The sequence below is a fragment of the Stenotrophomonas geniculata genome, from assembly GCF_034508895.1.
Taxonomy (GTDB): domain Bacteria; phylum Pseudomonadota; class Gammaproteobacteria; order Xanthomonadales; family Xanthomonadaceae; genus Stenotrophomonas; species Stenotrophomonas geniculata.
Map to the genome: position 1 here is coordinate 3,821,277 of NZ_CP140571.1, position 25,950 is coordinate 3,847,226.

Genomic DNA, 25,950 nt, shown 5'->3' on the forward strand with positions numbered 1-25,950 from the left:
CGGCAGTTCCTGCCGGAATTGCATATCCGCTTGCCGATATGGTTGCCGCTTCTGCATAACCGGCTGCCGATTCCGACCGTGGATTTGCCGGAATGCGCGATTGCCGTGCCGGAATGAAGTGCGCAGCCGCCGTTGCAAACGCTGAAATGTCAGTCACCTGCCTAACGGCAAGTCCACTGACATTCCAGTTGTTCGCCTACGGGGGAAATGCTCATGAACCGCATCTACCGGCGTGTATGGAACCGCCAGCTCAATGCTCTGGTTGTGGCCTCGGAACTGGCCACCGGCGACAGCGGCGGCAGCGCCGCCCGCGATCCGCGCAGTGCACTGCTGATACCGACCGCACTGGCCCTGGCCCTGCTGTGTGCGCTGGCCAGCGGGCATGCAGGCGCGTCCGAATCCAATCAGTCTCTACGTGACCTGCAGGCACTGGCCGCGAAGTACGCGCAGCCGATGCCGGTCAAGGTCGACGCGGAAGTGGCGCTGGCCGCCGCATCGCGCCAGGCGCAGAGCAGTCCGGCGATCAGCGCTGACGCGCGTGTCGGCCTGCAGCTGAGTACGAACTCGCTGCCGATCGTACGCGACGTGCTGCCGGCCACCGTGCAGGTGAAGCTGGCGGCGAACGCCGCGCCGAAGCAGGTCGCGGTTCCTGCGCTGGCTGCCGATGTCCGCGCCAATGTCGGGCTGGGTCATGCAGCGTCCCATGTGGCGAAGATTGATGCATCGCTGGCGGCCAACGTTGCGCCGTCCGCGCATGCGCCGCTCGGTGTGGCTGCGGATGCCCAGGCGAAGGCCGGCGTTGGCATCGCCGGTACCCAGGTGGCCTCGATCGATACCGGTGCCAAGGCGGCCGCCGCTGTTGCTGGCGCACCGGCTGGCTCGCTGTCCGGCCTCAAGGCGTCCGTTGACGGCAAGGTGGATTCGCAGCTGAAGCTGGCGGGCCACCAGATCGACGGCCAGGGGCAGGTCAAGGCGACGGCGGCGGTCACGCTGCCGGCCAAGGAGGAGCTGCCGGGCGAGACTCATGATCGTGCGATCACCGCGGCCTTCGATACCGGTGTTGCCGGCAAAGTGCGCGTGCAGGCGCCGGATGGCCAGGAGGTCGTGGCCGACCGCAATCTGAAGCTGGCCGGCCAAGCCACCGTGGCAGCGCAGAACAGCGCGCTGGGCGTCGGTGGCCTGGTGGGCGGCGTTGTCGGCGCAGCAGGTGGCGCCGTGGGCGGCGTGCTTGATGGCACCGTAGGCAACACGGTTGATGCGGTCGGCGGCGCCTTGCACGGCACGGTTGGAACGGTAGGCGGCGCATTGGGCAGCACGCTCAATGGTGCCGTTGGCACGGTTGGCGGAGCCGTAGGCGGTGCGCTCAACGGCACCGTTGGAACTGTCGGTAGTGCGGTGGGTGGTGCGCTCAACGGTGCGGTTGGCACGGTCGGTGCAGTTGGCGGCACCGTGGGTGGTGCACTCAACGGGACGGTCGGTTCGGTCGGCAGCACCGTCGGTGGTGCGCTCAACGGTGCGGTTGGCACGGTCGGTGCAGTTGGCGGCACCGTGGGTAGTGCACTCAACGGGACGGTCGCTTCGGTCGGCAGCACCGTCGGCGGCGCGCTCAACGGTGCGGTTGGCACGGTTGGCGCAGTCGGCGGCACCGTGGGTGGTGCACTCAACGGCACGGTCGGTTCGGTTGGCGGTGCCGTGGGCGGCACGCTCAACAATACGGTGGGTGCAGTAGGCAGCACCGTCAGCGGTGTACTCAACGGCGCAACAGGTGGCAGCACCGGCGGCCTGGGTGGCCTGCTGGGCGATACACTCGGCAATGTCGGCGGCGCCGTCGGTAACCTGCTCAATGGCAACCTCAACGGCACCATCGGCAATCTCGGCAGTGCCGTAGGCGGCCTGGTCGGTGGCACGCTCGGCGGCCTCGGCCTGACCAAGCCCTCGGCGATCCCGCCGACCAGCCCGAAGGCGCCGGCTCCGGCCGACCCGAACGCTGGCCTGATCATCGGCACCGGCGGCCTGGTCGGTAATGTCGGGCAGCTGATCGGCCCGACCACCACCAGCCTGTTCGGCGGCAACGGCTACCTGAGCAACGGCAACCTCAAGCTCAGCAACGCCAACGTGATGCAGACCTACTCGACGGTCAATGTGCTGGGACTGCCGGTGGTCAACCTGTCGCCGGTCGGCAGCACCCTCAATGGCCTCGGCGGCGCCGTCACCGGCGGCAGCTCGCACCTGACCCTGATCGGTGGCGTCACCTCCGACAGCTACATCTACAACATCAACAACGGCAATCCGGGTGGCCTGCTGGGCCTGTTGCTGCCGAAGGATTCACCGGCCTGGGCCGCCAAGTGCCTGGACATCGCCCTGGCCGACATCTCCTGCTGGGCCGTCAACGCCGCGCAGGACTACCAGGTGCTGATGGGCGACGGCGCCTTCGCCAACGGCTCGAAGGAAGTGGTGATCGGTGCGAATGCGCGGCACGAACTGCCGAAGGTCGATGCCAACGTGGCCTTCCCGGGTGCAGGCACCAATGACCCGAGCAACCCGACCGGCGTGCCGACCGCGGACTACGCCGCGCGCATGGGCCACTCGGTGATCGTCGGTGACAGCGCGGTGGGTACTGCCAACGGGCAGACCCTGCTCGGTGCCGAGGCCACCTCGAACCAGGCCAATTCGGTCGCACTGGGCTACCGCTCGGCCGCGCTGCGCGGTGCCCAGGCCAGCTACAGCGCCTATGGCCTCACTGCGCCGCAGGTCTCTGCCGGCGAAGTGTCGGTGGGTACCGCCGGTGGCGGTGAGCGCCAGATCACCAACGTCGCGGCGGGTAGTGTCAATACCGATGCGGTCAACGTGGCCCAGCTGAAGGGGGCCATCAGCCTGATCGATGATGTGGCGGCCGCTGCGGTGACCTATGACCTGGACGGTGCCGGCAACCCGAACTATCGCCGTGTCACGCTCGGCGCGGGCACCGGCACCACCACCATCGGTAACCTGGCTGGCGGTGCGGTCACGGCCGGCAGCCTGGAAGCGGTCAATGGTGGCCAGCTGGCGGCGACCAATGCTGCCATCGCCAGCTTCTTCGGCGGCCGCGCAGCCTTCGATCCTGCCAGTGGCGCGTTCACTGCGCCCCTGTTCGAGATCAGCACCATCTCCACCGGCGGCGCCATCGCCAAGGGCCTGTATGAGAACGCTACCGATGCCTTCGCCGCGGTCGATGGCTCGCTGGTCAACCTCAACACGCAGATCACCGACATCCGTAACGGTGGCACCAAGTACCTGCGGGTGAACTCGACCGGTACCGAGGCCCTGGCCAGCGGTGCCGACTCGATCGCAGTCGGCACCAACGCCCGCGCAACCGCCGCCAACAGCATCGCGGTCGGTGCCGGCAGCCTGGCCGATCGTGCCAACAGCGTGTCCATCGGTGCCGCCGGTGCCGAGCGTCAGGTCACCAACATGGCGGCCGGTACCGCAGCGACCGATGCAGTCAACCTGGGCCAGCTGCAGGCCTCGGAGCAGGGCGCCCTGCGCTATGACCTCAACGGCGACGGCAGCGTCAACTATGCCAGCGCCACGCTGGGCCAGGCTGGCACCGCCACCACGCTGCGCAACCTCGGCCCGGGCCAGGTCAGTGCCACCAGCAGCGAGGCCATCAACGGTGCCCAGCTGTTTGCCGCCAACCAGGCCGTGGCCACCCACCTCGGAGGTGGTGCAGCGGTCAATGCCAGCGGTGTGCTGACCGCACCGACCTACGCGATCAACAACGTCGCCGCCAACGGCACCGTCACCAAGGGCAGCTACAACGACGTCGGTACCGCCTTCGATGCCGTCAGCAACTCGCTGGCCAACGTCGCCGACCAGACCGGCGAGATCGACAAGCTGGCCGTGAAGTACGACGTCGACGGCAGCGGCAACGTGCTCAACAGCGTGACGCTGACGGGCACCGGCACCGGCGCGGTGAAGATCACCAACGTCGCCGCCGGCAGCATCCTGGCCGGCAGCAGCGATGCAATCACCGGCGACCAGCTGTTCAACACCAACAGCACCATCGCCAACTACTTCGGTGGCACCACCGCGTACAACGGCACCACCAATGTGTGGACCGCGCCGAAGTTCAGCATCTCCAGCATCGCCACCGACGGCACGTTTACCAGCGGCGACTACAACAACGTCACCGCCGCCTTCACTGCGGTGGACGGCTCGCTGAAGGTCCTCAACCAGCGCATCACCAACGGCGGCGGTGGCAGCGCCTACCTGGCGGTGAACTCGACCGCAGCGGCTGCAACGGCTGCCGGCGCGGAAGCGGTGGCTGTCGGCCCGCAGGCCAGTGCGGCCGGTGCCAACAGCGTGGCGGTCGGCAACGGTGCCAGCGCCAGTGCAGGCAACAGCGTCGCCCTGGGTGCCGGTTCGGTGGCCAGCGTTGGTGCGCAGAGCGGCTACACCGGTGCCTACGGCCAGACCGGCGCCAGCAACTCGGCCGGTGAGGTCTCGGTCGGCAGCACCGGCAGCGAGCGCAAGATCACCCACGTTGCCGATGGCTCCGACACCTACGACGCAACCAATGTCGGCCAGCTGAAGAATGGTGTGAACTACGCCATCGATGAGTCGAAGAAGTACACCGACCAGAAGATCCAGAACATCACCAACGTGGCCGGCAGCTTCCGCGCCAACAACACCAACAACCTGGCCGATCCGTCCGCCAGCGGTGCCAACTCGGCCGCCGGTGGTGCAGGCTCCACCGCCGCCGGTGCCAACTCGACCGCGCTGGGCAATGGTTCGCAGGCGCAGGCCGACAACTCGGTGGCGCTGGGGGCGGGTTCGGTGGCGAACCGGGCCAACACGGTCTCGGTCGGTGCCAGCGGCGCCGAACGCCAGGTCGTCAACGTGGCTGACGGTTCGCAGGCCACCGATGCGGTCAACGTGCGCCAGCTGCAGGCCTCGCAGCAGGGCACGATCCGCTACGACACCACGGTGAACGGTGCGACCAACTACAACAGTGTCACGCTGGGCAGCACCAACAGCGGCCCGACCACGGTGCGCAACGTCGCCGCCGGCACCGCCGGTACCGACGCAGTCAACGTGGACCAGCTGAAGTCGGGCATGGCGCAGACCCTGGACTGGTCGAAGGCCTACACCGACGAGCGCATGGGGGGCTTCGAGCGCGACCTGCGCAAGACCGACAACCGCGCCTCGGCCGGTATCGCTTCGGCGATGGCCACCGCAGCCCTGCCGCAGCCCAGCGAAGCGGGCCGCAGCATGGCCTCGGTCGCTGCCGGCAGCTACAACGGCGAGTCGGGCGTGGCGGTCGGTATCTCCGGTGTCTCCGAGGGAGGGCGCTGGATCTACAAGTTCAGCGGCTCCACCAACAGCCGTGGCGAGGCCGGTGTGGCCGTCGGTGCCGGCATCCAGTGGTGATCCCCGCCGCCGGGCCGCACGCGCGGCCCGGCATCGCGGAAACGTCCATAGGGGGAATGACATGAAACAGCATCGCATCGCCCGCACCGGCCAGATGGCCGCAGTGCTGGGCCTGGTCCTGGGAATGGGCCTGCTGGCCGCCTGTCGCAGCCATGCGCCGGCCGCCGAGGGTCCTGCCGAAACCACCGCCGTGCAGTTCCCGGAGGCTTCGAAGGCCTCGTTGAAGGAAGGCATCTATCCCGACGTCGCCGACCTGCGCCGCTTCGCGCCGGGCATGAGCAAGCGCCAGCTGTATACCTTGCTGGGCACGCCGCACTTCAACGAAGGCATGTGGGGCGTGCGCGAGTGGAACTACCTGTTCAACTTCCGCACTGCGCAGGGCGCGGAGTATTTCACCTGCCAGTTCCAGGTGCGCTTCGACAGCAAGGGCATCGCCCAAGGGGGCTACTGGAAGCCGGAATCGTGCGCGGCGGTGCTGGAACCGCCGCGGCCGCCAGCGCCGCCAGCACCGGCACCGTTGCCGGAGCAGCCGCTGCGGTTGTCGGCGGATGCGCTGTTCGGGTTCGACAGCGCGGTGCTCAGTGCCGAAGGCCAGCAGGCCGTACAGGGCGTGCTGGCGCAGGTGCGCGAGGCCAGTCAGGTGCAGTCGATCCGGGTGACCGGGTACACCGACCGTATCGGCAGTGCCAGCTACAACCAGACCCTGTCGCAGCGACGTGCCGAGGCCGTGCGCAGCGCGCTGGTGCAGGGCGGGGTGCCTGCGGCCAGCATCAGCGCCGAAGGGCGGGGCGCAGCCGAGCCGATCGTGCAGTGCGAGCAGCGCAACCGTCGCGAGCTGATCGCCTGCCTGGCGCCGAACCGGCGTGTGCAGATTGCTGGAATGGCCCAGCCGCGCTGAGAGTCCAACACCGGGGTCATGCCCCGGTATCCCGAGTCCCCCCTGACCGTCGGCAGGACGTGGTTACGTCTCCCCCGTTGACCATGCCTGCCGGCGGCTCAGGTTTTCCATGGTGCACGCGATGAACGCCCAATTCCTGCCTCTTTCCATGAAGACGGAAGCCACATTGAGTGTGTACGGCCAGCTCGGCAACCATGCGGTGGTGCGCATTCCCGGGCGGCGCCTGCCGGGCTTGATCCTGCAGGCAGACACCGTGGCCGGCTTCCTTGCCCAGCTGCAGGAAGCCCAGGCCTGCCTGCGCAGTGGTCGCGCACAGCGCACCGACGCCGAACTGGACATGCTCATCGACGTGTTGCAGCAGTGGTATGCGCTGATCGAATCGCGCCTGGCCGACGCCGGCGAGGCACTGTAGAAGAAAAAGGGGACGGAGGGGATTAAGTCGTTCCCGGCACGGCAGGGACATGGACGACTTAATCCCCTCCGTCCCCTTTTCTGTGTCATGCGCGTGCGCGGATCAACCAGCAGGCAGCATCCACGCGGACCCGATCGCCGTCGATGAATGGTGTGAATGCTGCCAGCGCCTGGTCGCGCAGCCCGGCGGCCTCCGCTTCGGGCAGCGTCCGCAGCGCCTGGCCCACCGGGCCCAGCTGGCCGACGTAGGTCGGCAGCTCATCGCGTGCGATCGAACACGGAAGGTCCACCGCAACCACCTCCACATCCTTCCAGCCGGCAGCCTGCAACAGGCGCTGCACGCGTTGGCCATCTGCGAAGGCGAACTGTCCCGGGGCACCGGGTACGCGCGGCGGAAGCTCAAGCGCATCGCCGACCGCGCGCTCGGCCGTGGTCATGAATGGATTCTCGTCAGCGCTGCGCCAGGCAATGAAACGCAGGCCGGCACCGGGCCGCGTGGCGCGGTGCAGGTTGGCGAAGGCCGCACCGGTATCTTCGAAGAACATCACGCCCAGCCGCGACTGGATCCAGTCGAAGTGCGTGGAGGAAAGCGGATGCTGCTGCGCGTCGGCGACGATGAAGTCTGCGTCCAGTCCTGCCGCCTCTGCGCGCTGACGGGCCATTGCCAGCATCGGTGCCGAGATGTCCAGGCCGGTGCAGCGGGCGGCCGGGCGTGCCGCACCGGCGGCAAGCAGGCTTGCGCCCGTGCCGCATCCGATGTCGAGCAGTTGCGTGACGGTTTCTGGCAACTCGGCGACCAGCAGGTCGGCCATCGGCTGGAACAGGCCATCGAGGATGGCCTGCTGGGCGACCCAGATCTGGCCGCCGGGGCCGTTCCAGAGGGTGTTCTGATCAACGGGGGATGGGCTGGCCATGGTCTTGCCTTGTCGGGAAGTGGCCCATAGGTTGCTGCTTGAAGACGACTTGAGGTCAAGCCCATGCGTGAACTGGATATCGGCGAGGTGGTCAAGCGCAGTGGCGTGCCGGCCTCGACCCTGCGCTACTACGAACAGCTGGGGCTGCTGCAGGCACTTGGGCGTCGCGGCCTGCGCCGGCAGTATGACGAGCAGGTGCTGGAACGGCTGGCGCTGATCGGTCTCGGCCAGGCGGCCGGGATGTCACTGCAGCAGATCGGGGCATCGCTGCCGCCGCAGCGTGGATGTATCTCCCTGGATCGTGAGGCGCTGCTGGCGCAGGCTGATGTGCTGCAGAGGCAGATCACCCAGCTGCAGCGGGTGCGCCGGCACCTGCAGCGCGCGGCGGCCTGCCCGGAAGCGCAGGATGCGCGGCAGTGCGGTTCATTCCGCAAGCTGCTGCGGGCACAGCAGCGCATGGCGGGTGGGTGAGTTGCCGGAACCGGCTCAATCGCGGGTACTGACTTCCCAGGTGGCATGCAGGACGCCCGGCACGTGCTCCATCCGCGCCAGCACCACGTCCAGCTCATCGGCACTCACGGCGGTACTGACCAGCACCGCGATCACATCGGTGGGTGCATCGGCATGCTCGACCACCTGCACATCACCGACCGGATACTGCGCTGCTTCCAGCGCATCGACCAACCGCTCGCGCACGCGCGGCACGGCTTCGGCATCCACGCTCAGGCGCACTTCGTAGGTCGCCTCGGTGGCGGTCTCATTGATCGGAATGCGGTTGATCGCATTCACCAGCGGCCGCAGCAGGGTATTTCCGGCGATGATCAGCACGGTCAGCAGCACGCCTTCGGCCAACATGTCCGCGCCGGTGCAGCTGCCCACCGCCGCAGAGCACCACAGGGTGGCGGCGGTGTTCAGGCCGCGCACGTTCATGCCTTCCTTCATGATCACGCCGGCGCCGAGGAAGCCGACGCCGGAGACCACGTAGGAGATCACCCGCACCGCCTCGGCGCTGCCGGCGATGCGCATGCCCAGGTCGACGAAGGCAGCGGCGCCGACGGCCACCAGCACGTTGGTGCGCAGGCCGGCGGTGCGCTGCCGGTACTGGCGTTCGGCGCCGATCAGCGTGCCCAGTACGAAAGCGGCCAGCAGGCTGACCACGGTGTCGGCGAAGGGACCGGCCTGGAAGGTCTCAATAAAGCGCATGGCCGGAGTCTACCCCGGTCGTGTGACGGTAGATCCATGCCATGCGTGGATACCCGGATGGGCCACAAAGGACTTAATCCCCTTTTTCGGGATCAGTCGGTATCGTCGACGCGCTCGCCCATCAGCTCGCGCTGGCGCTTGTCCAGTTCTTCGGCGTAGCGCTTGCGCACGAAGGCTTCGGAGACGACGCCCAATACCTGGCCGTCGGCAGCCACCACCGCCAGCTCGTCGGCCTGGGTCTGGTCGAAGCGCTGCATCACGCTGACCACGTCGGAGGACGGTGCCAGCGAGACGTCACGGTTCTCGGCCAGTTCGCCGATCAGGGTTTCCGGCTTCACGCCATCGCCGTAGACCCGTGGAATCTGCACGATGCCGGCATAGTGGCCCTCGCTGTCGATCAGGATCACCCGGGTGCCCGAGCCCAGCGGGAAGCGCTGGCGGAACGCGGCGGCATCGAGATCGGCCGGGGCGGTCGCCACGCCCTTGCGCATCAGCCGGCCGGCGTTGAGGTTCTGCACCCAGCCCACGTCGCGGGCGCTCTTGATGGTCTCGCCGCGCAGGTGCATGCGCCAGGTCGAGAACGAGTAGCCGAACCACTGCCGCACCAGCGTGCTGGACACCAGTACCGCGCTCATCACCACGCTGGTCAGCAGGAAATCGTGCGTGCCTTCCAGCACCAGCATGGCCATGGTCATCGGCGCGCCAACGACGGCGACGGCCAGTGCGGCCATGCCGGCCAGCGCGGCCGAGGTGGCGTCGATCACCGGAACGCCGGTGGCCATGCCCAGCAGTCCAGCGAACAGCGCGCCGACCAGGGTGCCCATGAACAGCGAGGCGAAGAACAGGCCGCCACGGAAGCCGAAGCCGAGCGAGATGCCCGAGGCCAGGCACTTCAGGGTCAACAGGCCGCCGATCCAGATCAGCGGCAGGTGCGTGGTCAGGTCCAGATGCAGGGCGCCGTGGCCGGACGACAGTACCTGCGGGCTGGCCAGTGCCAGTGGAATCAGCAGCAGTCCACCCACCACCGGCCGTCCCCACGCGGGCAGGGGGCTGCGCTTGACCGTGCCTTCGATCGAGGCGATCAGCCGCATGATGGCGATGCCGACCATCGCGCAGCAGCAGCCGAGCAGGCCGTAGATCGCGTAGTCGGCGGCGCGCACGTCGATGGTCGAGGCCGCTGGCAGTAGATAGGCTTCGATGCCGGCCTGGTCGGCCACGAACGCGCCGGCCAGCGCTGCGACGGCCACCGGTGCCAGCGCAGCGGGGGTGTAGGCGCCGATGACGATCTCGAAGGCGTAGAACGCACCGGCCAGCGGCGCACCAAACGCAGCGGCGATGGCACCGGCGGCACCGGCACCGACCAGGATGCGCACGTCGTTGCGACGCAGGCGCATCACCCTGCCCAGTTGCGAGCCGCTGCCCGCGCCCATCTGCGTATACGAAGCCTCAAGGCCGACCGACGCGCCGCAGCCGTTGGACAGCAGGGTCTGGGTCAGCACGATCAGGTTGTCGCGCATCGACATGCGGCCGCCGTGCAGCGCATTGGCTTCCACCGCATCGAGCAGTGGCCGTTTCAGTCGCGTCGCCGCCAGGCTGACCAGGCCGACCAGCAGCCCGCCCAGTGGCAGCACCAGTAGCGCGGTCCAGGTCAGCGAGGGCAGGGAGCTCAGCCGTATACCGTCGTCCAGCCCATACAACGTGCCCTGCAGCCAGCGCGCGATGCCGGACTGCAGCAGGGTCAGGTAGCCGGCGATCAGGCCAACCAGCAGCGCCAGCGCGATGAACCACAGGTCGCTGCCACGCAGCCGCAGGCGCAGGCCCTGGAAGGCCAGATGCAGGCGCGATGGCGAAACAGGCAGTGACATGGTGGCGGCATGATACGCCCCCACCGTGATCGCCACCGTCACTGCATCGGGTGGTTACCGCTTCAGAAGCGGTAGCGGCCCTGCACGTAGAAGGTGCGCGGCGCGGCCACCATGCGGCCTGCGTTGCCATCGACGTTGCGGGTGTACCAGCGCTTGTCGGCCAGGTTGTTCACGCCCAGTGCGATCTCGCTGTCACCCAGCCCCGGCACCTGCCAGGCCACCTGGGCATTCCACAGGCGTACGCCCGGCACGCGTCCCACGCGCGCGTCAGCGCTCTCGGCCCAGGTGTTGGCGGCGTCGGAGAACTGGCCGCTCTGGTGGGTGCTGGAGACGTTGAAGGTCCAGCCGGCCAGCGCGTAGCGGGCGCCGATGCTGTCGGTGTCGCGCGAGTAGAACGGCACGTCCAGGCCACGGTTGTCGCCGGACTGCTGGATCGCCTTGGTCCAGGTGTAGTTGGCGTACAGCTCCAGCCCGGCCAGCGCGCCGTCCTCGGCGAAGTGGTACTCCAGTGCGCTCTCCACACCCTTGTGGTCGGTGGCACCAATGTTCTGGAAGGTGGGCGGGGTGATGCCCGGCACCTGCAGGATCTGGTTGTCGAAGCGCATCTTGAACACGGTCACTTCCGCGCGCAGTGCCCCATCCTGCCAGCGTGCGCCCAGCTCGGTGGTCCTGGCCACTTCCGGGTTCAGCGGATTGCTGGCGGTCTGCGAATTGAGCTGGATGTTCTGTACCGGTCCGAACGAGGTGGTGTAGTTGCCGAACACGGTCAGCTGCGGCGTCAGCAGGTAGGCGATGTTGATCGAGGGCAGGGCCTTGTCGTTGCGGCTGCTGAAGGTCGCCGTGCCTCCGGCCTGGCGGCGGTCCATGTCGATCCATTCCATGCGCACGCCGGGCGTGATCCGCCACTGGCCGATCGCAATGCGGTCGTCGATGTAGAAGGCGTGCGCGTCGGTGGCGTTGTCGAAGCGGGTGGTGGCACTGGCCGCGCCGGTGCGGCGAGCGATGGTGTAGCTGCGGTCGTTGCCGCGCTCGCGCAGGAAGCGGTAGCCGGCGGTGATGTCATGCACCGCGCTGCCCCAGTGCAGGCGCTGGGTATAGCGCGGCTCGATGCCGAGCACGCGGTAGTCGCGCGGCTGCACGGTCAGCTGGGTGTTGGCGGCGTTGATCAGCGAGCTGGCACGGGTGCTCTCGTTGTAATAGGCCAGCACCTCGAACTCGCTGTTGGCCGACAGCGTGTTGGTGTAGCCCAGGTCGATGCCGGTGCGGTGGCCCTTCCAGAAATCGGTCGGCCGGGTGTTCTGGAACGGATCGGCCTCGTACTGCGCACGGGTCAGGCCGCCCGGCGTCAGCGAGCGTACGTCGTAGTAGGACAGCTTGGCACGCAGCTCCTGCTGTTCGTCGATGGCGTAGGCGAACTTCAGCGCGAGGTCGTTGAAGCGGTCATCGCTGCCCTGGCGCCAGCCGCGACCATCCTGGCCGGAGTACAGCAGGGCGGCGCCCAAGCCGTTGTCGCCGGTGCCGCCGAGGAAGGCGTTGTACTGGGCGCTGTCGCCGCCGCCATGGTCGTAGGCGGTGTAGCGCACGCCGGCTTCGCCGTGCAGGCCGGCCTCGGTGGGAATGCCGCGGGTGCTGAAGTTGATGATGCCACCGACGTTCTGCGGCCCGTAGCGCACCGCGCCGCCGCCGCGCACCACGTCGATCGACTCGATGTTGGACAGGCTGGTCGGCGCGAACGACAGCTGTGGCTGGCCATACGGCGCCACCGCCAGCGGCACGCCGTCCAACAGGACGGTCGAGCGCGGCGAGTAGCGCCCGGTGAGGCCGCGCACGCCGATGTTCAGCGACACCGAACTGCCAGCGGTGCCGGAGTTGTCGGTGACCTGCACACCCGGAATACGGCGCATGGCATCGCCGAGGCTGGCCGCGCCGCTGGCCTCGATGCGCTGGCGGTCGACCACGGTGCGCGCGCCGGCAAAGCGCTTGACGCTGTCATGCAGGCCGGTACCCAGCCAGCTGCCGGAGACCTGGATGCTGTCCAGCGTGGTGGCGCCGTCCTGGGCGAAGGCACGGGTGGCCGGGAGCAGGCACAGGGCAAGGGCGGCGGCCAGCGGCAGGCGGGCCGGTTGCAGGGCAGGGATGGGCATCGGTGCGAGCTGTGGAAGGCGGTAAATGAGAATTATTGCTGATTCCATTCGCCAATGGAATGCGCCGCCGGTTCACGCTATTCCCCCGGTGGTAGAGTGGGCGATTGCTTCCTGACTCGCTGAGATCTGCCATGTCCCAAGCCGCTTTCTACCCCGTCGGAACCCCTGGCCAGCCGTGGGGAGCGGCGGAACGGGAGGTGTGGCGTGGCCGCCAGCAGCGCCTGCGTCGCTATGACGAGGAGGTGCTGCCCCGCATCGAGGCGCTGGCTTCGCGCTTCGACAAGGTGGCCTATGGCCAGCTCGACTACGCTGGCGAGACCTACACTCTGTTCGCCCTGCGCAGCCGCGACTGGAACCCGGCGCTGCCGGCTGCCCTGGTTACCGGTGGCGTGCACGGTTATGAGACCAGCGGCGTGATGGGCGCGCTGGAATTCCTCGAAAGGCACGCCGCCGACTACGCCGGCAAGGCCAATCTGCTGGTGGCACCGTGCGTGAATCCGTGGGGCTTCGAGCGCATCAACCGCTGGAACTTCGATGCGATCGACCCGAACCGCAATTTCCGCGCCGATGGCCCGGCCCGCGAGTCGACCGCGCTGATCGAGCTGATCGCACCGATCAAGGACCAGTTCGTGCTGCACATCGACCTGCACGAGACTACCGACAGCGACGAGAGTGAGTTCCGCCCGGCGTTGGCCGCGCGTGACGGCAAGCCGTTCGAGCCGGGCCTGATTCCGGATGGCTTCTATCTGGTGGACGACAGCGAGAACCCACAACCGGCCTTCCAGCAGGCGGTGATTGCCGAGGTGGAGAAGGTCACCCACATCGCGCCGGCCGACGACAAGGGCGAGATCATCGGTTCGCCGGTGGTCGCTCACGGCGTGATCGAGTACCCGCTGGTGAAGCTGGGCCTGTGTGCCGGCATCACCGGTGCGACCTACACCACCACCACCGAGGTCTACCCGGACAGCCCGCGGGCGACCCCGCAGCAGTGCAACGACGCCCAGGTGGCAGCGGTGTGCGCGTCGCTGGATTACGTGCTCGCCCATCGTTGATGGAAAAGGGGACGGAGGGGATCAAGTCGTTTGCGGCACAAACGACTTGATCCCCTCCGTCCCCTTTTTCGGTTTACCCCAACGCGTCGGCCCACCACAGCGCCGCTGGCCCCGGCGGCGTGTCGCGGCGCCACAGCAGGTCGCTGTGGATGCGTCGTGGCCAGCCGGGCAGAGTCAGTTCCACCAGCTGCCCGCGGTCGTAGCGCTGTACCAGCGCGCGTGGCAGCTCGGCCCAGCCGATGCCGTCCTCGGCCATCTCCATCACCATCAGGTAGTCGGTGGCGGTCCACGCCAGCCCGGTAACCGCCCGCGCATGGTCGACCTCCGCGCTCAACCGCACCTGCCGGTGCCGTGCCAACTGGGAAGCCGCATGGCGGCCGGAGTCGGCCAGCGCATGGTCGCGCGCCACATACACCGACAGCTCGCTGTGATGGGCCAACGGCCGTGCCACCAGACCATCCGGGTAGCTTTCCTGGCGCGGCAGCAGGCCCAGCGCGGCGCGACCACTGCCGACCAGTTCCAGCACGTCTTCGCCTTCGGCATCCAGCCATTCCAGTTCGATCTCGGGGAACGCTTCGGCAAAGCGCTGCAACACGCGCTGCTCCGGATCGAGCTGATACACGTCGGAGAACACCACGGTCAGCCGCGCTTCGACCGGGGCGGCCAGCCGCACGCTCAACTGCTGCAGGCGGGTATCGGCGGCGAGGATTTCCTGGGCATGGCCGAGCACCTGGCGCCCGGCTTCGGTCAGCTGCGGGTAGCGTCCACTGCGGTCGAACAGGCTGACGCCCAGGTCCGCCTCCAGGTGGGCGATGGCGGTGCTGACCGTCGATTGGGTCTTGCCCAGGCGACGCGCCGCCGCCGAGAACGATCCGAGCGCGGCCGCTTCGACGAACGCCTGCAGGGATTCAGGGGAATAGGGCATTGATCCATCGCTCCTGTCGATGGTATCAATTTTGAATCGACCGTAAAAGGCGATGATACTGTCCGCCGTCGCCCCTGTCTGCGGGGCATCCACGCATGGCGTGGATCTACTGAGGGCGGGGTGCTGTCCGCGTCCCGCAAGGAGTTTCACATGTCCCGTACTGTTCCCGCCCGTGGCGCGCTGGTCGCCTGGGCCTGCCTGACCGTGGCGATCGTTGCCGAAGTGGTCGGCACCTCGTTCATGGCCCATGCCGCCCGCGACGGCGGCTGGACCGGCTACCTGATCATGGCCGGCGCGTTGGCGTTGTCCTATTACTTCCTGGCCCTGTCGGTCCGCCGCATCGCGGTCGGTGTCGCCTATGCGGTGTGGGAAGGCCTGGGCCTGACCCTGCTGACCGTGGTCGGCCTCACCGTGTTTGGCGAGAGCCTGTCGCTGCAGCAGCTGGCCGGCCTCGTGCTGGCGGTGGTCGGCATCGTCTGTGTCACCCTCGGGGAGGCGCACTGATGAATACCCTGGCCCTGTTTTTCGTGATCTGTTCTGCGCTGATCGACGTTGCCGCCAACATGATGGTCGCCAAGTCGGAGGGCTTCCGCCGCTGGCGCTGGGGCGTCGGCGCGGTCGTCATGGTCTGGATCGCCTTCGCCCTGCTGGGCCAGGCGGTGCGCTACATGGACCTGGCCACCGCCTATGCGATGTGGGGTGCAATCGGCGTGATCGGTACCGCCACTTGCGGCCGCCTGCTGTTCGGCAACCGCCTGCGCCCGATCGGCTGGATCGGCATCGCGCTGGTCACTGTTGCGGTGCTGCTGCTCAGCACCGCGAAGTAACGCGTTGTTGTGCCAACCAAGGTTGGCACCTACGCGTGCTGAGTTGCTGGTTGGCACCTACCCGTGCTGAGTTGCTGTGCCAACCCGGGTTGGTACCTGTCAGAGCGAGAGCCGCCGCATGCAGACGCCCCGGGGATGATCTCCCCGGGGCGTTGCGGTTTCTGCAGCGGTCAGAAGCGTGCGGTGAAGTTCAATCGCGTGGTACGGCCCGGGCCGGGCATCAGGCTCATCGCCAGCGTGTCCATGTAGTAGGTGTTGCGCAGGTTGCTGACCACCAGTTCCACTTCGGCCTTCGGGGTGAACTGCCAGCGCGCATAGAAGTCGTAGATCGCGGTGGGCAGGTAGATGTTCTGCAACCCGGTCGAGCCGGTGGTATTCCAGGGCTTGTCCAGTTCATGGGTGGGGCCGCTGTTGTAGGTGCGGCGGATGCCGGTATCCAGCCGCTTGCCGAACAGGCGGAAGCCCAGCGTGCTGTGGATCGAGTACTTCGGCGGATTCTGTGCGTTGACAAACGAGGTACCGAAGCCGCCATCCACGCAATCCGGCGTGGTGTCCAGCTTGCTCCACTTCGCATAGGGGTCTTCACGCAGGCGCTTGGCGGTGGCCGCGTCGCAGGTGCGCGCGCGCTGGTAGTAGCTGGCCGACAGGTCCAGGTAGGCGATGCCGGCGTCATAGCCGGACTGCAGCTCGTAGCCGGATACCGTGTAGTTGTCCACGTTGTCGACATAGAACGCCCAGTTGCTGGAGTCGAAGCGACGGGTGATCGCGTTGTCGATATCGTTCTTGAACCAGGCCACCTTGAACGCCAGGCGGTCGCCATCGCGCCACAGGTCCTGCTTGAGCAGGCTGAAGCCGATGTCCCAGGAACGGTTCTTCTCCGGCTTCAGGTCGGCCACCGGTGCCGAGGTGCTGTTGCCCAGCGTCGATTCGAACAGACTGGGCATCTTCCAGCCCTGCGCGTACTTCACGTAGAAGAACATGTCCTGATCGAGGTTGAAGCGGGCCTCTGCGTACGGCGCGAAGCCGTGGTCGGAACGGCGGATCGCCGGCTTGTAGCCCCATGCGGTGGGAATCTGCTTGGTGTAGAAACCGTTGGCGCCGCGCGGGTCGGGAATGAAGCCATCGAAGTCGTAGCTCTGGCCCAGCGTGCTGCCGCCGTAGGGCGTAGCGCGCAGCGAGTCATACGTGTAGTTGCCCTGTGCATCCGGGTACCACTCCTTGTACCAGCCCGGCAGCAGCTGGCCCCCCTTGCTCAGGCGCGCGAAGGTATAGCGCAGGTCGCGCGATTCGCTGACGAAGGCCACGCGGTTGCGGTCGCGGGTGCGGTAGTCGATGAAGCGGCCGCCTGCGGTCAGCGACAGCCAGTCCCACGGCTGCCATTGCAGCGAGGCGACAACGCTGGCTTCGCGCCGCGTGCCGGAGCGCAGGTAGCGGTTGTTGTTGTAGTCCACAGGCAGCACCGGCGAGTTCGGTGCGGTGTCCTCATGCTGGAACGCAGCGCCGTAGCGCAGCGTCCAGTCGCCCAGGCTGTTGCTGAAGCGGGTGGTGTTGCTGCTGTCCACGCCCCAGCGCCGGGTCTTCACGTCCGACTGCAGGCCCGGGCCATAGGTTTCCCCCAGCGTGTCCGGCATCTGGTCGTTGGGCACGTCCTTGAACAGCGGCGTGTTGGCGATGTTGCTGTTGAACATGCGGCTGGTGGCGGTGGTGAACCACAGCGTGCTGCTCAGGTCCAGCCACGGGTTTGCCTCGGGCCGGTAGCGGTGGCGCAGCGAGGTGGCGTTGAGCCGCATTTTCCCGGGCTCGAACTGGAACATGGTGTTGGCCTTGTCCACGTAGGTCACCCATTCGTTGGACTCACCGACACGGCCGATCGCCGAGGGCATGATCTCGCCGAAGCTGGAGTTGAAGTAGCGGTGGCTCAGCTCAAGCCGCTGGTCGGGGTTGGGCGTCCAGGTGAATTTCAGCAGCGCCGATTCGTTGTCGGTGTGCGTGTTCAGCACTTCATCACCCGAGTGGTACATGTCCGAGACCGCCTGGCTGGACATGCCGGTACCGCCGCTGGACAGGTGCTGGTCGTCGTAGCGGTGCGCGCCGTTGCTGCCGGCGAAGTAGTTGCCCTGGCGGCGACGCGCGTAAGCGGCCACCAGCTGCCAGTCCTCGCCGCGCTGGGCGAAGGCCACGCTGCCGTTCCAGTCGCGCGGGTCACGCAGGCTGTTGCGGTTGTCGCTGCCGCGCGCGATCTGCTTGAAGGTACGGGTGCGGTCGATGCTGTTGTCGGCCACGCCACCGCGCACGCGCAGTCCCCAGGCCTCGCCCTCGTCGAGGATGTCATCGACGTTCAGCGTCTCCATGTAGACCACGCCGCCGATCGCGCTGGCGGCGTTGGCGGCCAGGCTCGGCCCCTTCTCGATGCTGATCGCGCTGATCAGGTCCGGGTCGAGGTAGCTGCGCTGCTGCACACCGGCATAGCCGCGGTACACGTCGATGGCCTGCTGGCCGCCGTCGATGATCACCGGCACCCGGTTCTGGCCCTGCAGGCCGCGGATGTTCACGTCCAGCGCACCACCATTGCGTACGTCTCCGGTGTGCACGCCGACTGCGCCGGCCAGCACATCGCCGATCGACTGGCCGCGGAAGCGTTCCAGCTGCTGGTGGTCCAGATGCACGCGCGAGCCGCTGTCGCGGTATACGGCATCGGCATCGGCCAAGCCCCACGGCGAGGCACCTTCGCTGGCCTGGCCGGCTACGCGCAGGGTGCCGATCTGGCGCACACCAGCATCGGTGGCGGGGGCGGCCTGCAGCACCACGCCGCTGGCATCACGCTGGAACGACAGGCCGGTGCCGGCCAGCAGCTGCGCCAGCGCGGCCTCGGTGTTGAGCGAGGCCTGCACGCCGCTGCTGTGGCGGCCGCGGGTCAGGCGCGCATCGGCGGCGATGGACAGGCCGGACTGCTGGCCGAACGTGGTCAAGGCCTGGTCGAGCGGTCCGGCCGGGATCTGCCAGCGAACGGCAGCGGCTGCATCCTGTGCGTGGGCGGCCGCCGGCAACAGGCACGGCGTGAGCAGGGCCAGGCACAGCGCGATGGCAAGCGGGCGAGGGGAAGGGCAGGGTCGTTTCATGGGGGCGGCAACATCCGCAAGGGGTTCCCTTGTAGGGCCCGCCGAGCGCGCAGAAAGGGAACCGCGATTTCAACGCGGACGCACAACGGTCCACCACGGCCAACGCTGCTCGATGTGGATCGGCAGGGCGCGCGCCAGCAGTTTCAGGGCCTGCAGGCTGTCCAGGCGCGGCAATGCCGCGGTGACATTCAATGCGGACAGTGCCGGATCACAGCCCAGATAGCCCTGATGGTGACGGGCCAGTTCGTCGATCACCCGGATCAACGGCGTGTCCTGCACCTGCAGGCGTCCGTCCTGCCAGTCGCCGCGCAGAGGATCGGCAGCGACCGTTGTGAGTCCCCCCATCGGTCCGATCTGCAGCGCACTTCCCGCAGGAACATCCAGCGCCGCACCGAACATCGGCAGGCACCGCACCACACCCTCGAACACGTCCAACCGGCCGTCCTGCGCTTCGCGGCCGACCGCGAAGCGGGTGCCGATCGGCTGCAGGCGCGCCCCGGGCACATGCACGGTCAGGGGCAGGCCGACGAATGCAGGGTGGTGGCCGGTCTGCAGCAGCAGTTCGCCGCGCAGCAGATGCAGGGCGCGGTGGCCGTTGCCGATGTCGACGGTCACTTCGCTGCCGGCGTTGAGCCACAACTGGCTGCCATCGGCCAACGTCCAATGACCGGTACGCCCGGCAGCGGTGCGCTGCGTCTGCAGGCGGCGCTGCGCCTGAAGCCCATGCAGGCCGAGCAGGGAGACCGCGCCGATGCCGAGGGCGCCACCGATGCCGCGCAGCGCCCGCCGCCGGCGAAGGCGCGCAGCATCAAATGCCGTTGCGGCTGCCGGAGCCGACAGCGGGGCGAACGATTGCCAGACCGCCTCGACCCGTCGCCAGGCGTCGGCGTGACCAGCATCGGCCTGCAGCCAGGCGTGCCAGCGTTGCTGGTCGCCGTCGCTCCAGCCCTGTTGGCGCAGCGCGAACCATTCGGCAGCCTGTTCCAGCGCCGGGCCGGCCAATGCCGCGCTCATGCCGCCGCGTCGCCGGACAGGCGCAGGCAATGCAGCATCGCCTGCGCCATGTACTTCTTGACCATGCGCTCGGACACGCCCAGCTGCACGCCGATCTCTGCATAGCCCAGGCCGGACAGCCGCGCCAGCAGGAACGCGCGCCGTGGCCGCTCGGCGAGGCCGGACAGCATGTCGGCGATGGCATGCAGCAACTGCAATGCCTGGGTGCGCTCCTCTGCCGAGGGATGCACCGGCTCCGGTTGGGCGGCCAGCGCGGTCAGGTAGGCGCGTTCCAGGTCCGCGCGCTGCCAGTGGTTGACCAGCAGGGCGTGCGCGATGGTGCTGAGATAGGCGCGCGGCAAGCGCAGTTCTGATGGATCGACACGACGGCTGAGCAGGCGCAGGAAGGTGTCCTGGGTCAGGTCGGCGGCGCAGTCGGCGTTGTGCGTGCGGCGGCGCAACCAGCCGAGCAGCCAGCCATGGTGTTCGCGGTAGAACCCCGCCAGCGCAGTGCTGGAGGCGGCGGGCACGGCCATCGGCATTGATCATTAATGAGAATGATTCCCATTATAGGGTGATCGAGCGGCGCGCGACAAACGTTGCGCGGGGCGCAGCGGGGGAGGTCGCCGGATTTGCGATGCCCGACGTGCTCGCCGACACTGCGGTTTTCCACAGGGAGTGCCCGCATGTTCAGCCACATCACCGTTGGAACGAACGACATGGACGCCGCGCATCGCTTCTACGATGCACTGTTCGGTGCGTTGGGCGCACGTCCGGGCGTCTTCGATGACAAGGGCCGTCTGGTGTATTTCAAGGATGGCCGTATGTTCATCGTCACCGCGCCGATCGACGGTCAGCCGGCATGCCACGCCAACGGCGGCACCATCGGCTTCACCCTCGACAGTGCTGAGGCCGTGCGTGGCTGGCAGGACGTCGGCGTGGCCCATGGCGGCACCGCCATCGAAGACCCGGCCGGCATCCGCAGCATGGCCGGGCGCCAGCTGTTCCTGGCCTACCTGCGCGACCCGGATGGCAACAAGCTGTGCGCGGTGCATGTGATGTCGTAATTGGACAGTACGCGCGTGGCCGCGTCGCAGGCAGTGCGCGCGGCTGTGCTCGCAGGCGTCTGCCGGCGCGCGCGTGATAACACGTAATGGTGGATCGGGCCTGTGACCGCTGGCCACAACTTCATGCTCTGTCCACTGCGGTTCAGCCACAATCGGTCGGCTAACCCTTTGATCTACCGGAGAACGCCGCCCCATGGATGTACTGGAGCCGCAACAATCCCCGGTGCGCACCCTTCGGCCTGTGTTCGCCTTCGCGGCGATCGTTGTCGTGGCGTTCGCGCTGTTCGTCAGCCTGTTCCCGCTGGGCGCAGGCCGCCTGCTGCTGAAGGCGCAGGACTGGGCCGCACTCAACGTCGGCTGGTACTACCTGCTGGCCATGACCCTGTACCTGGTGTTCGTGGTCGGCGTGGCGCTGTCCAAGTACGGTGGCATCAAGCTCGGTGCCGACCATGACGAACCGGAGTTCAGTTACCTCTCCTGGGCCGGCATGCTGTTCGCTGCAGGCATCAGCATCACCCTGTTCTTCTTCTGCGTTTCCGAGCCGCTGACCCACTACCTGCAGCCGCCGCAGGGCGATCCGGCGGCGGGCGAGGCCGGCGCGCGCCAGGCCATGCAGCTGCTGTTCCTGCATTGGGGACTGCATGGCTGGGGTGTGTTCGCGCTGGCGGCGATGGCGATGGCCTACTTCGCCTACCGCCACAACCTGCCGCTGGCACTGCGCTCAGCGCTGTACCCGCTGATCGGCAAGCGCATCAACGGCCCGATCGGTTACACCGTGGACGCGCTGGGCATCGTCGCCACCGTGTTCGGCATCGGCGCCGACATGGGCTTCGGCGTGCTGCACCTCAATGCCGGGCTGGCGCACCTGTTCAACATCCCGCATTCCAACCTGGTGCAGATCATCCTGGTGGTGGCGATGATGGGCGCGGCGGTGGCCGTGGCCGTCTCCGGCGTGGAGAAAGGCGTGCGCTGGATGGCCAACATCAACATGCTGCTGGCGATCGCGCTGGTGCTGTTCATGCTGTTTGCCGGGCCGACGCAGTACCTGTTCAGCACCTTGATGCAGAACCTGGGCGACTACCTCGGCAGCGTGGTCGGCAAGAGTTTCGATGTGTATGCCTACGGCGGCCGACCGGAATGGCTGGGCGGCTGGACGGTGTTCTACTGGGCCTGGTGGATCGGCTGGGCGCCCTTTGTCGGGCTGTTCATCGCGCGCATCTCGCGCGGCCGCACCATCCGCGAATTCGTGTTCGGCGTGTTGCTGATTCCGCTGGGCTTCACCCTGGCCTGGCTGTCGATCTTCGGCAACAGCGCGCTGGACCAGGTGCTGCACCACGGCCAGCAACAGTTGGCGCAGCTGGCGGTGGATGATCCACCGACCGTGCTGTATGCGCTGCTGGACGGCTACCCCTGGAGCCGCGCGGTGATCACGGTGACAGTGCTGGTCAGCTTCATCTTCTTCGTGACCTCGGCCGACTCGGGGGCGGTGGTGTTGTCCACGCTGTCCTCGCATGGCGGCGCACCCGAGGATGATGGTCCGCGTTGGCTGCGGGTGTTCTGGGGCACGGTGATCGCGGTGCTGACCGCGGGCCTGTTGCTGGCCGGCAGTATCGACGCACTGAAATCGGCGGTGGTGCTGGCGTCGTTGCCGTTCTCGGCGATCCTGTTGTTGATGATGTGGGGGCTGACCCGCGCCTTCAGTGACGAATCGCACCGCAAGCGCGCGCTGCAGTACCGGCCATCGCCGCTGATCGGCGACGATCGCCACCACCAGGGCTGGCGCCAGCGCCTGAGCCAGGCGATGCATTTCCCGGTGCGCGACCAGGTCTACCGCTTCATGGATGACACGGTGAAGCCGGCGATGGAAGCGGTGGCCGAGCAGCTGCGCGGGCAGGGCTGGGACGTGGCCACGCGCTTCGAGGCGGGCGACATGGAGTTGACGGTCAACCATGGCGAGCAGCAGGACTTCCTGTACCGGGTGATCCTGAGCGGTTACCTGACCCCGTCGTTCGCCGCACAGCAGCTGCGCAACCAGCGCTACTACCGCGCCGAGGTGCACCTGTTCGAAGGCAGCCAGGACTACGACCTGGTGGGCTACAGCCGCAAGCAGATCATCAACGACATCATCAGCCAGTACGAACGGCACCTGCAGTTCCTGCACCTGAGCCGGTGATGCGGTGGGTGCGGACCGTTGGTCCGCACCCCCCTGTAGAGCCGAGCCCGCGCTCGGCTCCTCGGTGTCGGAAGAGCAGCCGAGCATGGCTCGGCTCTACAGTGGCAATCAGAACCTGTAACGAGCGCCCAGCGAGACGAACTGTCCGCGCAGGTTGTACTGGCTGATGTCGAAACCGTTGGAGCCACCGGCGGGGTCGAACGGCGGGTCCTTGTCGGTCAGGTTCAGCACCGACAGCGACAGCGTGGTGTTGGGAATACCTTCGTACGCTACGTACAGGTCCAGCTGGTGATACGGCTTGATGCGGTCGCGCAGGCCCGGGTTGCTGGTTGCCGTCGCCACACGCTGGTCGTAGCCACTCACGTACTGCAGGCTCAGCGTACTGCTCCAGTCGCCCACCGCCCAGTTCAACGAGGTGGTGCCGCGGGTACGCGGCAGCGCGCCGTGGCGGTTGTTGCCGGCGCCGTCATACGGTGCCTGCCCAGCCACCAGCGGCTGCTTGAAGCTGAGCAGGTGGGTCCAGCTGCCGGCCACGGTGAAGGTGCCCCAGCCCACGGTGCGGAAGGTGCGGTTGGCGTCCAGGTCCAGGCCCGAGGTGGTCAGTTCGCCCTGGTTGGCGTACTGGTTGGTGATGAACTGGATGCGTCCCTGCGCATCACGTTGCACGCGACCGGGGAACAGCGTCGGGTTGTCGACGATGAACTGCGCGCTGTCTGGCTTGACCAGGTTGTCCTGCTCGATGCGGTACCAGTCCAGGCCGATGCTGGTATCACCATCCGGCGACCACACTGCACCCACGTTGAAGTTGCGCGAGCGCTCCGCCTTCAGATCCGGGTTGCCGGTGCGGATGTTGGTCACGCCACGGCTGCCGCCCGGTTGCAGCGGATCCAGCGGATCGATCACCGAGCCGTAGCTGACGGTCTGGCCCGGCGCGATCTCCGGCAGCGAGGGTGCCCGGAAGCCGCGCGAGAACGAGCCGCGCAGCAGCAGGCTGTCCAGCGGCTGCCAGCGCAGCGCCACCTTCGGCGAGAACGCTTTGCCGAAGTCATCGTAGTGATCGCCGCGACCGGCCACCTGCAGCTCCAACGTGCGGTGCAGCGGCACGCTCAGTTCGGCATAGGCGGCGCTGACCTGGCGCTCGCCATTGACCACGTTGATGGCCGGGCGCAGTTCGGTGCCCGACAGCACCTGCGCACTGGTGCGCGCGTCCAGCGATTCCTTGCGGAACTCCGCACCCCAGGCAAAGCCGACCGTACCGGCGGGCATCTCCCACAGCGAGGTCGAGGCCTTCACGTTCAACGCGTGCAGCTTGTACCAGCCCGGACGCTTGGTCTGCAGGCGCAGTGCATCCAGCGCGCCCGGCGTGCTGGACGGGTTGAGGAAGTTGTAGCTGCCCTCGCGCAGGATCTGCTCGAACGCATAGCGATTGACGAAGTTGTCGACGTACTCGCGCTGTGCACTCTGCGAGGTCAGCGCTGCCACTTCCCAGTCCCAGCGTTCGCCGCTGCCGCGCACGCCCGCCAGGGCACGGTAGAACACCTGCGTGTTGTCCTTCAGGCGCGGGCCGAGGTCGAAGAAGGTGTACTCGAACGGCAGTGGCGTGCTGCCCGGGTTGTTGGGATGGCCGACCGGCAGCACCGCCGGCACGTCGATGAGCGTGCCGGTAGCCGGGTTGTAGGCACGCAGGCCAGGGCCAACGGTCAGCGGCGCACTGAAGATCTGGTCGGCTTTGTTGTGGCTGTACAGCACGTCGGCGAACGCTTCGACACTGTCATTGAAGCGGTAGGTCGCGCTCAACGACGCCTGCAGGCGCTCGGCGCCGGGCTGCAGGGTCTTGAACGGCTGCGCGTTGAAGGCGCAGGCCTGGCCGGGCAGGGTGCTGCCGAAATCGCTGTAGGGACGCAGCTGACTGCCATCCGGGCAGTTGGCGAACGGTTGCGGCGCGCGCGGGTTGGACAGCCAATTGCCACCGGCGGTGGACCAGCCGGCCAGGCGTCCGCCGGGCTTGTCGCGGAAATCGCCGCTGCGGGTATAGGCGCGCTGGTCGGCGTCGAGGCGATCACGCTTGAGCAGGTCCAGCCCGAACAGCACGTTCCAGCCCTGCTGCTCCAGGTCGCCGAAGCCGGCCAGCAGGTTGGCCTTGCGTTCGTCCAGGCCGCCCTGGGTGGCGGTACCGAAGCCGCCGCCCACTTCCACGCCCTGGAAGTTCTTGCGCAGGATGATGTTGATGACACCGGCGATGGCGTCGGAGCCATACACCGCCGAGGCGCCGTCCTTCAGCACTTCGATGCGTTCCACCGCGCTGATCGGCAGCGCGTTGAGGTCGACGAAGGTGTCCTGGGTATTGAGCGCGAAGCCGAAGTTGGACACGCGGTAGCCGTTGACCAGCACCAGTGTGTTCTTCGGCGACAGGCCACGCAGGCCGATCGAGGCCGAGCCGGCGGCGAAGCTGCCGGTGTACTGCTCGTCGAAGCTGTTGCCGGCATTGGCCGACAGGTTGCGCAGCACGTCGGTGAGGGTGGAGCGGCCGGTCTGCTCGATCTGTTCGCGGCTGACGATCTGCACCGGGTTGGGCCCGGCGGTATCGCTGCGCTTGATGTTGGAACCGGTCACCAGCACGGTGCCGAGGGTGGTGCTGTCCTTGCCGGTGTCGGCGGATTCAGCGGCGCCGGCAGCGCCGGCGGTGAGGCCCAGCGCAATGGCGCCAGCAAGCAGGTTCAGGGTGGTGCGGTACATGGAAGCGACAACGCCGAACGGGGGAGGAGCCGTCAGTACCGCATGCAGGTACATGCACCTTCCAATGACGAAAGCGCATTCAGTTATACATCACAGGTTCTTAACGAACCGGCTCGGTGGGTGCGGACCGTTGGTCCGCACGCCCCTGTAGAGCCGAGCCTACGCTCGGCTCCACACACTGGCCGGAAAGCAGCCGAGCATGGCTCGGCTCTAC

At 67.5% G+C, this 25,950-nt stretch carries 18 protein-coding genes; 9 read left to right on the plus strand and 9 right to left on the minus strand.

The window, feature by feature from the left end; genetic code table 11:
- Positions 1–213 precede the first annotated feature (213 nt).
- From RI032_RS17660 to RI032_RS17670, 3 genes are all read left to right on the plus strand, one after another.
- On the plus strand, positions 214–5,409 hold the full coding sequence (locus tag RI032_RS17660; protein WP_322547398.1) for an ESPR-type extended signal peptide-containing protein: 5,196 nt from the start codon (positions 214–216) through the stop codon (positions 5,407–5,409).
- A gap of 61 nt (positions 5,410–5,470) precedes the next feature.
- A complete protein-coding gene (locus RI032_RS17665; protein WP_010485152.1) occupies positions 5,471–6,307 on the plus strand; it encodes an OmpA family protein in 837 nt (278 codons plus the stop codon).
- Between the two features lie 121 nt (positions 6,308–6,428).
- Positions 6,429–6,719, plus strand: a complete 291-nt coding sequence (locus RI032_RS17670; RefSeq protein ID WP_014037513.1) for a DUF6959 family protein — start codon at positions 6,429–6,431, stop codon at positions 6,717–6,719.
- A gap of 85 nt (positions 6,720–6,804) precedes the next feature.
- Here the strand turns inward: RI032_RS17670 and RI032_RS17675 are convergent, their stop codons facing one another.
- Positions 6,805–7,632 (minus strand): class I SAM-dependent methyltransferase, encoded by an 828-nt coding sequence (locus RI032_RS17675; protein ID WP_322547399.1) that lies wholly within the window; start codon positions 7,630–7,632, stop codon positions 6,805–6,807.
- Positions 7,633–7,695: 63 nt separating this feature from the next.
- Between RI032_RS17675 and RI032_RS17680 the strand changes: the two genes are divergently transcribed.
- Positions 7,696–8,103: a MerR family transcriptional regulator gene (locus tag RI032_RS17680; RefSeq protein WP_019337863.1), complete on the plus strand. Its 408-nt coding sequence runs from the start codon at positions 7,696–7,698 to the stop codon at positions 8,101–8,103.
- Positions 8,104–8,118: 15 nt separating this feature from the next.
- Here RI032_RS17680 and RI032_RS17685 read toward each other — a convergent pair whose 3' ends face one another.
- From RI032_RS17685 to RI032_RS17695, 3 genes are all read right to left on the minus strand, one after another.
- A complete protein-coding gene (locus RI032_RS17685; protein WP_024957423.1) occupies positions 8,119–8,835 on the minus strand; it encodes an MgtC/SapB family protein in 717 nt (238 codons plus the stop codon).
- A gap of 92 nt (positions 8,836–8,927) precedes the next feature.
- A complete protein-coding gene (locus RI032_RS17690; protein ID WP_322547400.1) occupies positions 8,928–10,700 on the minus strand; it encodes a chloride channel protein in 1,773 nt (590 codons plus the stop codon).
- A gap of 62 nt (positions 10,701–10,762) precedes the next feature.
- A complete protein-coding gene (locus RI032_RS17695; protein ID WP_322547401.1) occupies positions 10,763–12,844 on the minus strand; it encodes a TonB-dependent receptor family protein in 2,082 nt (693 codons plus the stop codon).
- A gap of 131 nt (positions 12,845–12,975) precedes the next feature.
- Between RI032_RS17695 and RI032_RS17700 the strand changes: the two genes are divergently transcribed.
- The gene (locus tag RI032_RS17700) at positions 12,976–13,896 is read left to right on the plus strand and encodes a M14 family metallopeptidase (RefSeq protein ID WP_197579004.1); all 921 of its coding nucleotides are present in this window, start codon (positions 12,976–12,978) and stop codon (positions 13,894–13,896) included.
- Positions 13,897–13,969: 73 nt separating this feature from the next.
- Here the strand turns inward: RI032_RS17700 and RI032_RS17705 are convergent, their stop codons facing one another.
- On the minus strand, positions 13,970–14,821 hold the full coding sequence (locus RI032_RS17705; RefSeq protein ID WP_312250677.1) for a LysR family transcriptional regulator: 852 nt from the start codon (positions 14,819–14,821) through the stop codon (positions 13,970–13,972).
- A 150-nt stretch (positions 14,822–14,971) separates the two neighbouring features.
- On the opposite strand from RI032_RS17705, the gene RI032_RS17710 reads away from it, so the two are divergent.
- Positions 14,972–15,325, plus strand: coding sequence for an SMR family transporter (locus RI032_RS17710; protein WP_019659945.1), 354 nt, complete (start codon positions 14,972–14,974; stop codon positions 15,323–15,325).
- Positions 15,325–15,648, plus strand: coding sequence for a DMT family transporter (locus RI032_RS17715; RefSeq protein ID WP_049437687.1), 324 nt, complete (start codon positions 15,325–15,327; stop codon positions 15,646–15,648). Before RI032_RS17710 ends, RI032_RS17715 begins: the two co-directional genes overlap by 1 nt.
- Before the next feature lie 170 nt (positions 15,649–15,818).
- Here the strand turns inward: RI032_RS17715 and RI032_RS17720 are convergent, their stop codons facing one another.
- From RI032_RS17720 to RI032_RS17730, 3 genes are all read right to left on the minus strand, one after another.
- Positions 15,819–18,767, minus strand: a complete 2,949-nt coding sequence (locus RI032_RS17720; protein WP_322547402.1) for a TonB-dependent receptor — start codon at positions 18,765–18,767, stop codon at positions 15,819–15,821.
- Positions 18,768–18,836: 69 nt separating this feature from the next.
- On the minus strand, positions 18,837–19,781 hold the full coding sequence (locus RI032_RS17725; RefSeq protein WP_322547403.1) for a FecR family protein: 945 nt from the start codon (positions 19,779–19,781) through the stop codon (positions 18,837–18,839).
- Positions 19,778–20,296, minus strand: coding sequence for a sigma-70 family RNA polymerase sigma factor (locus tag RI032_RS17730; RefSeq protein WP_010485178.1), 519 nt, complete (start codon positions 20,294–20,296; stop codon positions 19,778–19,780). Before RI032_RS17730 ends, RI032_RS17725 begins: the two co-directional genes overlap by 4 nt.
- 150 nt (positions 20,297–20,446) lie before the next feature.
- Here RI032_RS17730 and RI032_RS17735 point away from each other — a divergent pair, with 150 nt between their 5' ends.
- Together RI032_RS17735 and betT are read left to right on the plus strand one after the other, a co-directional pair.
- Entirely contained in the window at positions 20,447–20,827 is a 381-nt protein-coding gene (locus tag RI032_RS17735; RefSeq protein ID WP_043401464.1) for a VOC family protein, read from the plus strand.
- Between the two features lie 193 nt (positions 20,828–21,020).
- On the plus strand, positions 21,021–23,000 hold the full coding sequence (betT, locus tag RI032_RS17740) for a choline BCCT transporter BetT (protein ID WP_134958429.1): 1,980 nt from the start codon (positions 21,021–21,023) through the stop codon (positions 22,998–23,000).
- Between the two features lie 108 nt (positions 23,001–23,108).
- On the opposite strand, the gene RI032_RS17745 is transcribed toward betT, so the two are convergent.
- On the minus strand, positions 23,109–25,790 hold the full coding sequence (locus RI032_RS17745; RefSeq protein ID WP_322547404.1) for a TonB-dependent receptor: 2,682 nt from the start codon (positions 25,788–25,790) through the stop codon (positions 23,109–23,111).
- Between the last annotated feature and the right edge of the window lie 160 nt (positions 25,791–25,950).

Bases quoted from the DNA above. Each gene is read 5' to 3' on its own strand.
- RI032_RS17695 (WP_322547401.1), bottom strand. From the start codon at position 12,844: ATGCCCATCCCTGCCCTGCAACCGGCCCGCCTGCCGCTGGCCGCCGCC.
- RI032_RS17745 (WP_322547404.1), bottom strand. From the start codon at position 25,790: ATGTACCTGCATGCGGTACTGACGGCTCCTCCCCCGTTCGGCGTTGTC.
- RI032_RS17720 (WP_322547402.1), bottom strand. From the start codon at position 18,767: ATGAAACGACCCTGCCCTTCCCCTCGCCCGCTTGCCATCGCGCTGTGC.
- RI032_RS17685 (WP_024957423.1), bottom strand. From the start codon at position 8,835: ATGCGCTTTATTGAGACCTTCCAGGCCGGTCCCTTCGCCGACACCGTG.
- RI032_RS17710 (WP_019659945.1), top strand. From the start codon at position 14,972: ATGTCCCGTACTGTTCCCGCCCGTGGCGCGCTGGTCGCCTGGGCCTGC.
- RI032_RS17675 (WP_322547399.1), bottom strand. From the start codon at position 7,632: ATGGCCAGCCCATCCCCCGTTGATCAGAACACCCTCTGGAACGGCCCC.
- RI032_RS17700 (WP_197579004.1), top strand. From the start codon at position 12,976: ATGTCCCAAGCCGCTTTCTACCCCGTCGGAACCCCTGGCCAGCCGTGG.
- RI032_RS17705 (WP_312250677.1), bottom strand. From the start codon at position 14,821: ATGCCCTATTCCCCTGAATCCCTGCAGGCGTTCGTCGAAGCGGCCGCG.
- RI032_RS17660 (WP_322547398.1), top strand. From the start codon at position 214: ATGAACCGCATCTACCGGCGTGTATGGAACCGCCAGCTCAATGCTCTG.
- RI032_RS17670 (WP_014037513.1), top strand. From the start codon at position 6,429: ATGAACGCCCAATTCCTGCCTCTTTCCATGAAGACGGAAGCCACATTG.
- RI032_RS17680 (WP_019337863.1), top strand. From the start codon at position 7,696: ATGCGTGAACTGGATATCGGCGAGGTGGTCAAGCGCAGTGGCGTGCCG.
- RI032_RS17690 (WP_322547400.1), bottom strand. From the start codon at position 10,700: ATGTCACTGCCTGTTTCGCCATCGCGCCTGCATCTGGCCTTCCAGGGC.
- RI032_RS17715 (WP_049437687.1), top strand. From the start codon at position 15,325: ATGAATACCCTGGCCCTGTTTTTCGTGATCTGTTCTGCGCTGATCGAC.
- RI032_RS17735 (WP_043401464.1), top strand. From the start codon at position 20,447: ATGTTCAGCCACATCACCGTTGGAACGAACGACATGGACGCCGCGCAT.
- RI032_RS17725 (WP_322547403.1), bottom strand. From the start codon at position 19,781: ATGAGCGCGGCATTGGCCGGCCCGGCGCTGGAACAGGCTGCCGAATGG.
- betT (WP_134958429.1), top strand. From the start codon at position 21,021: ATGGATGTACTGGAGCCGCAACAATCCCCGGTGCGCACCCTTCGGCCT.
- RI032_RS17665 (WP_010485152.1), top strand. From the start codon at position 5,471: ATGAAACAGCATCGCATCGCCCGCACCGGCCAGATGGCCGCAGTGCTG.
- RI032_RS17730 (WP_010485178.1), bottom strand. From the start codon at position 20,296: ATGGCCGTGCCCGCCGCCTCCAGCACTGCGCTGGCGGGGTTCTACCGC.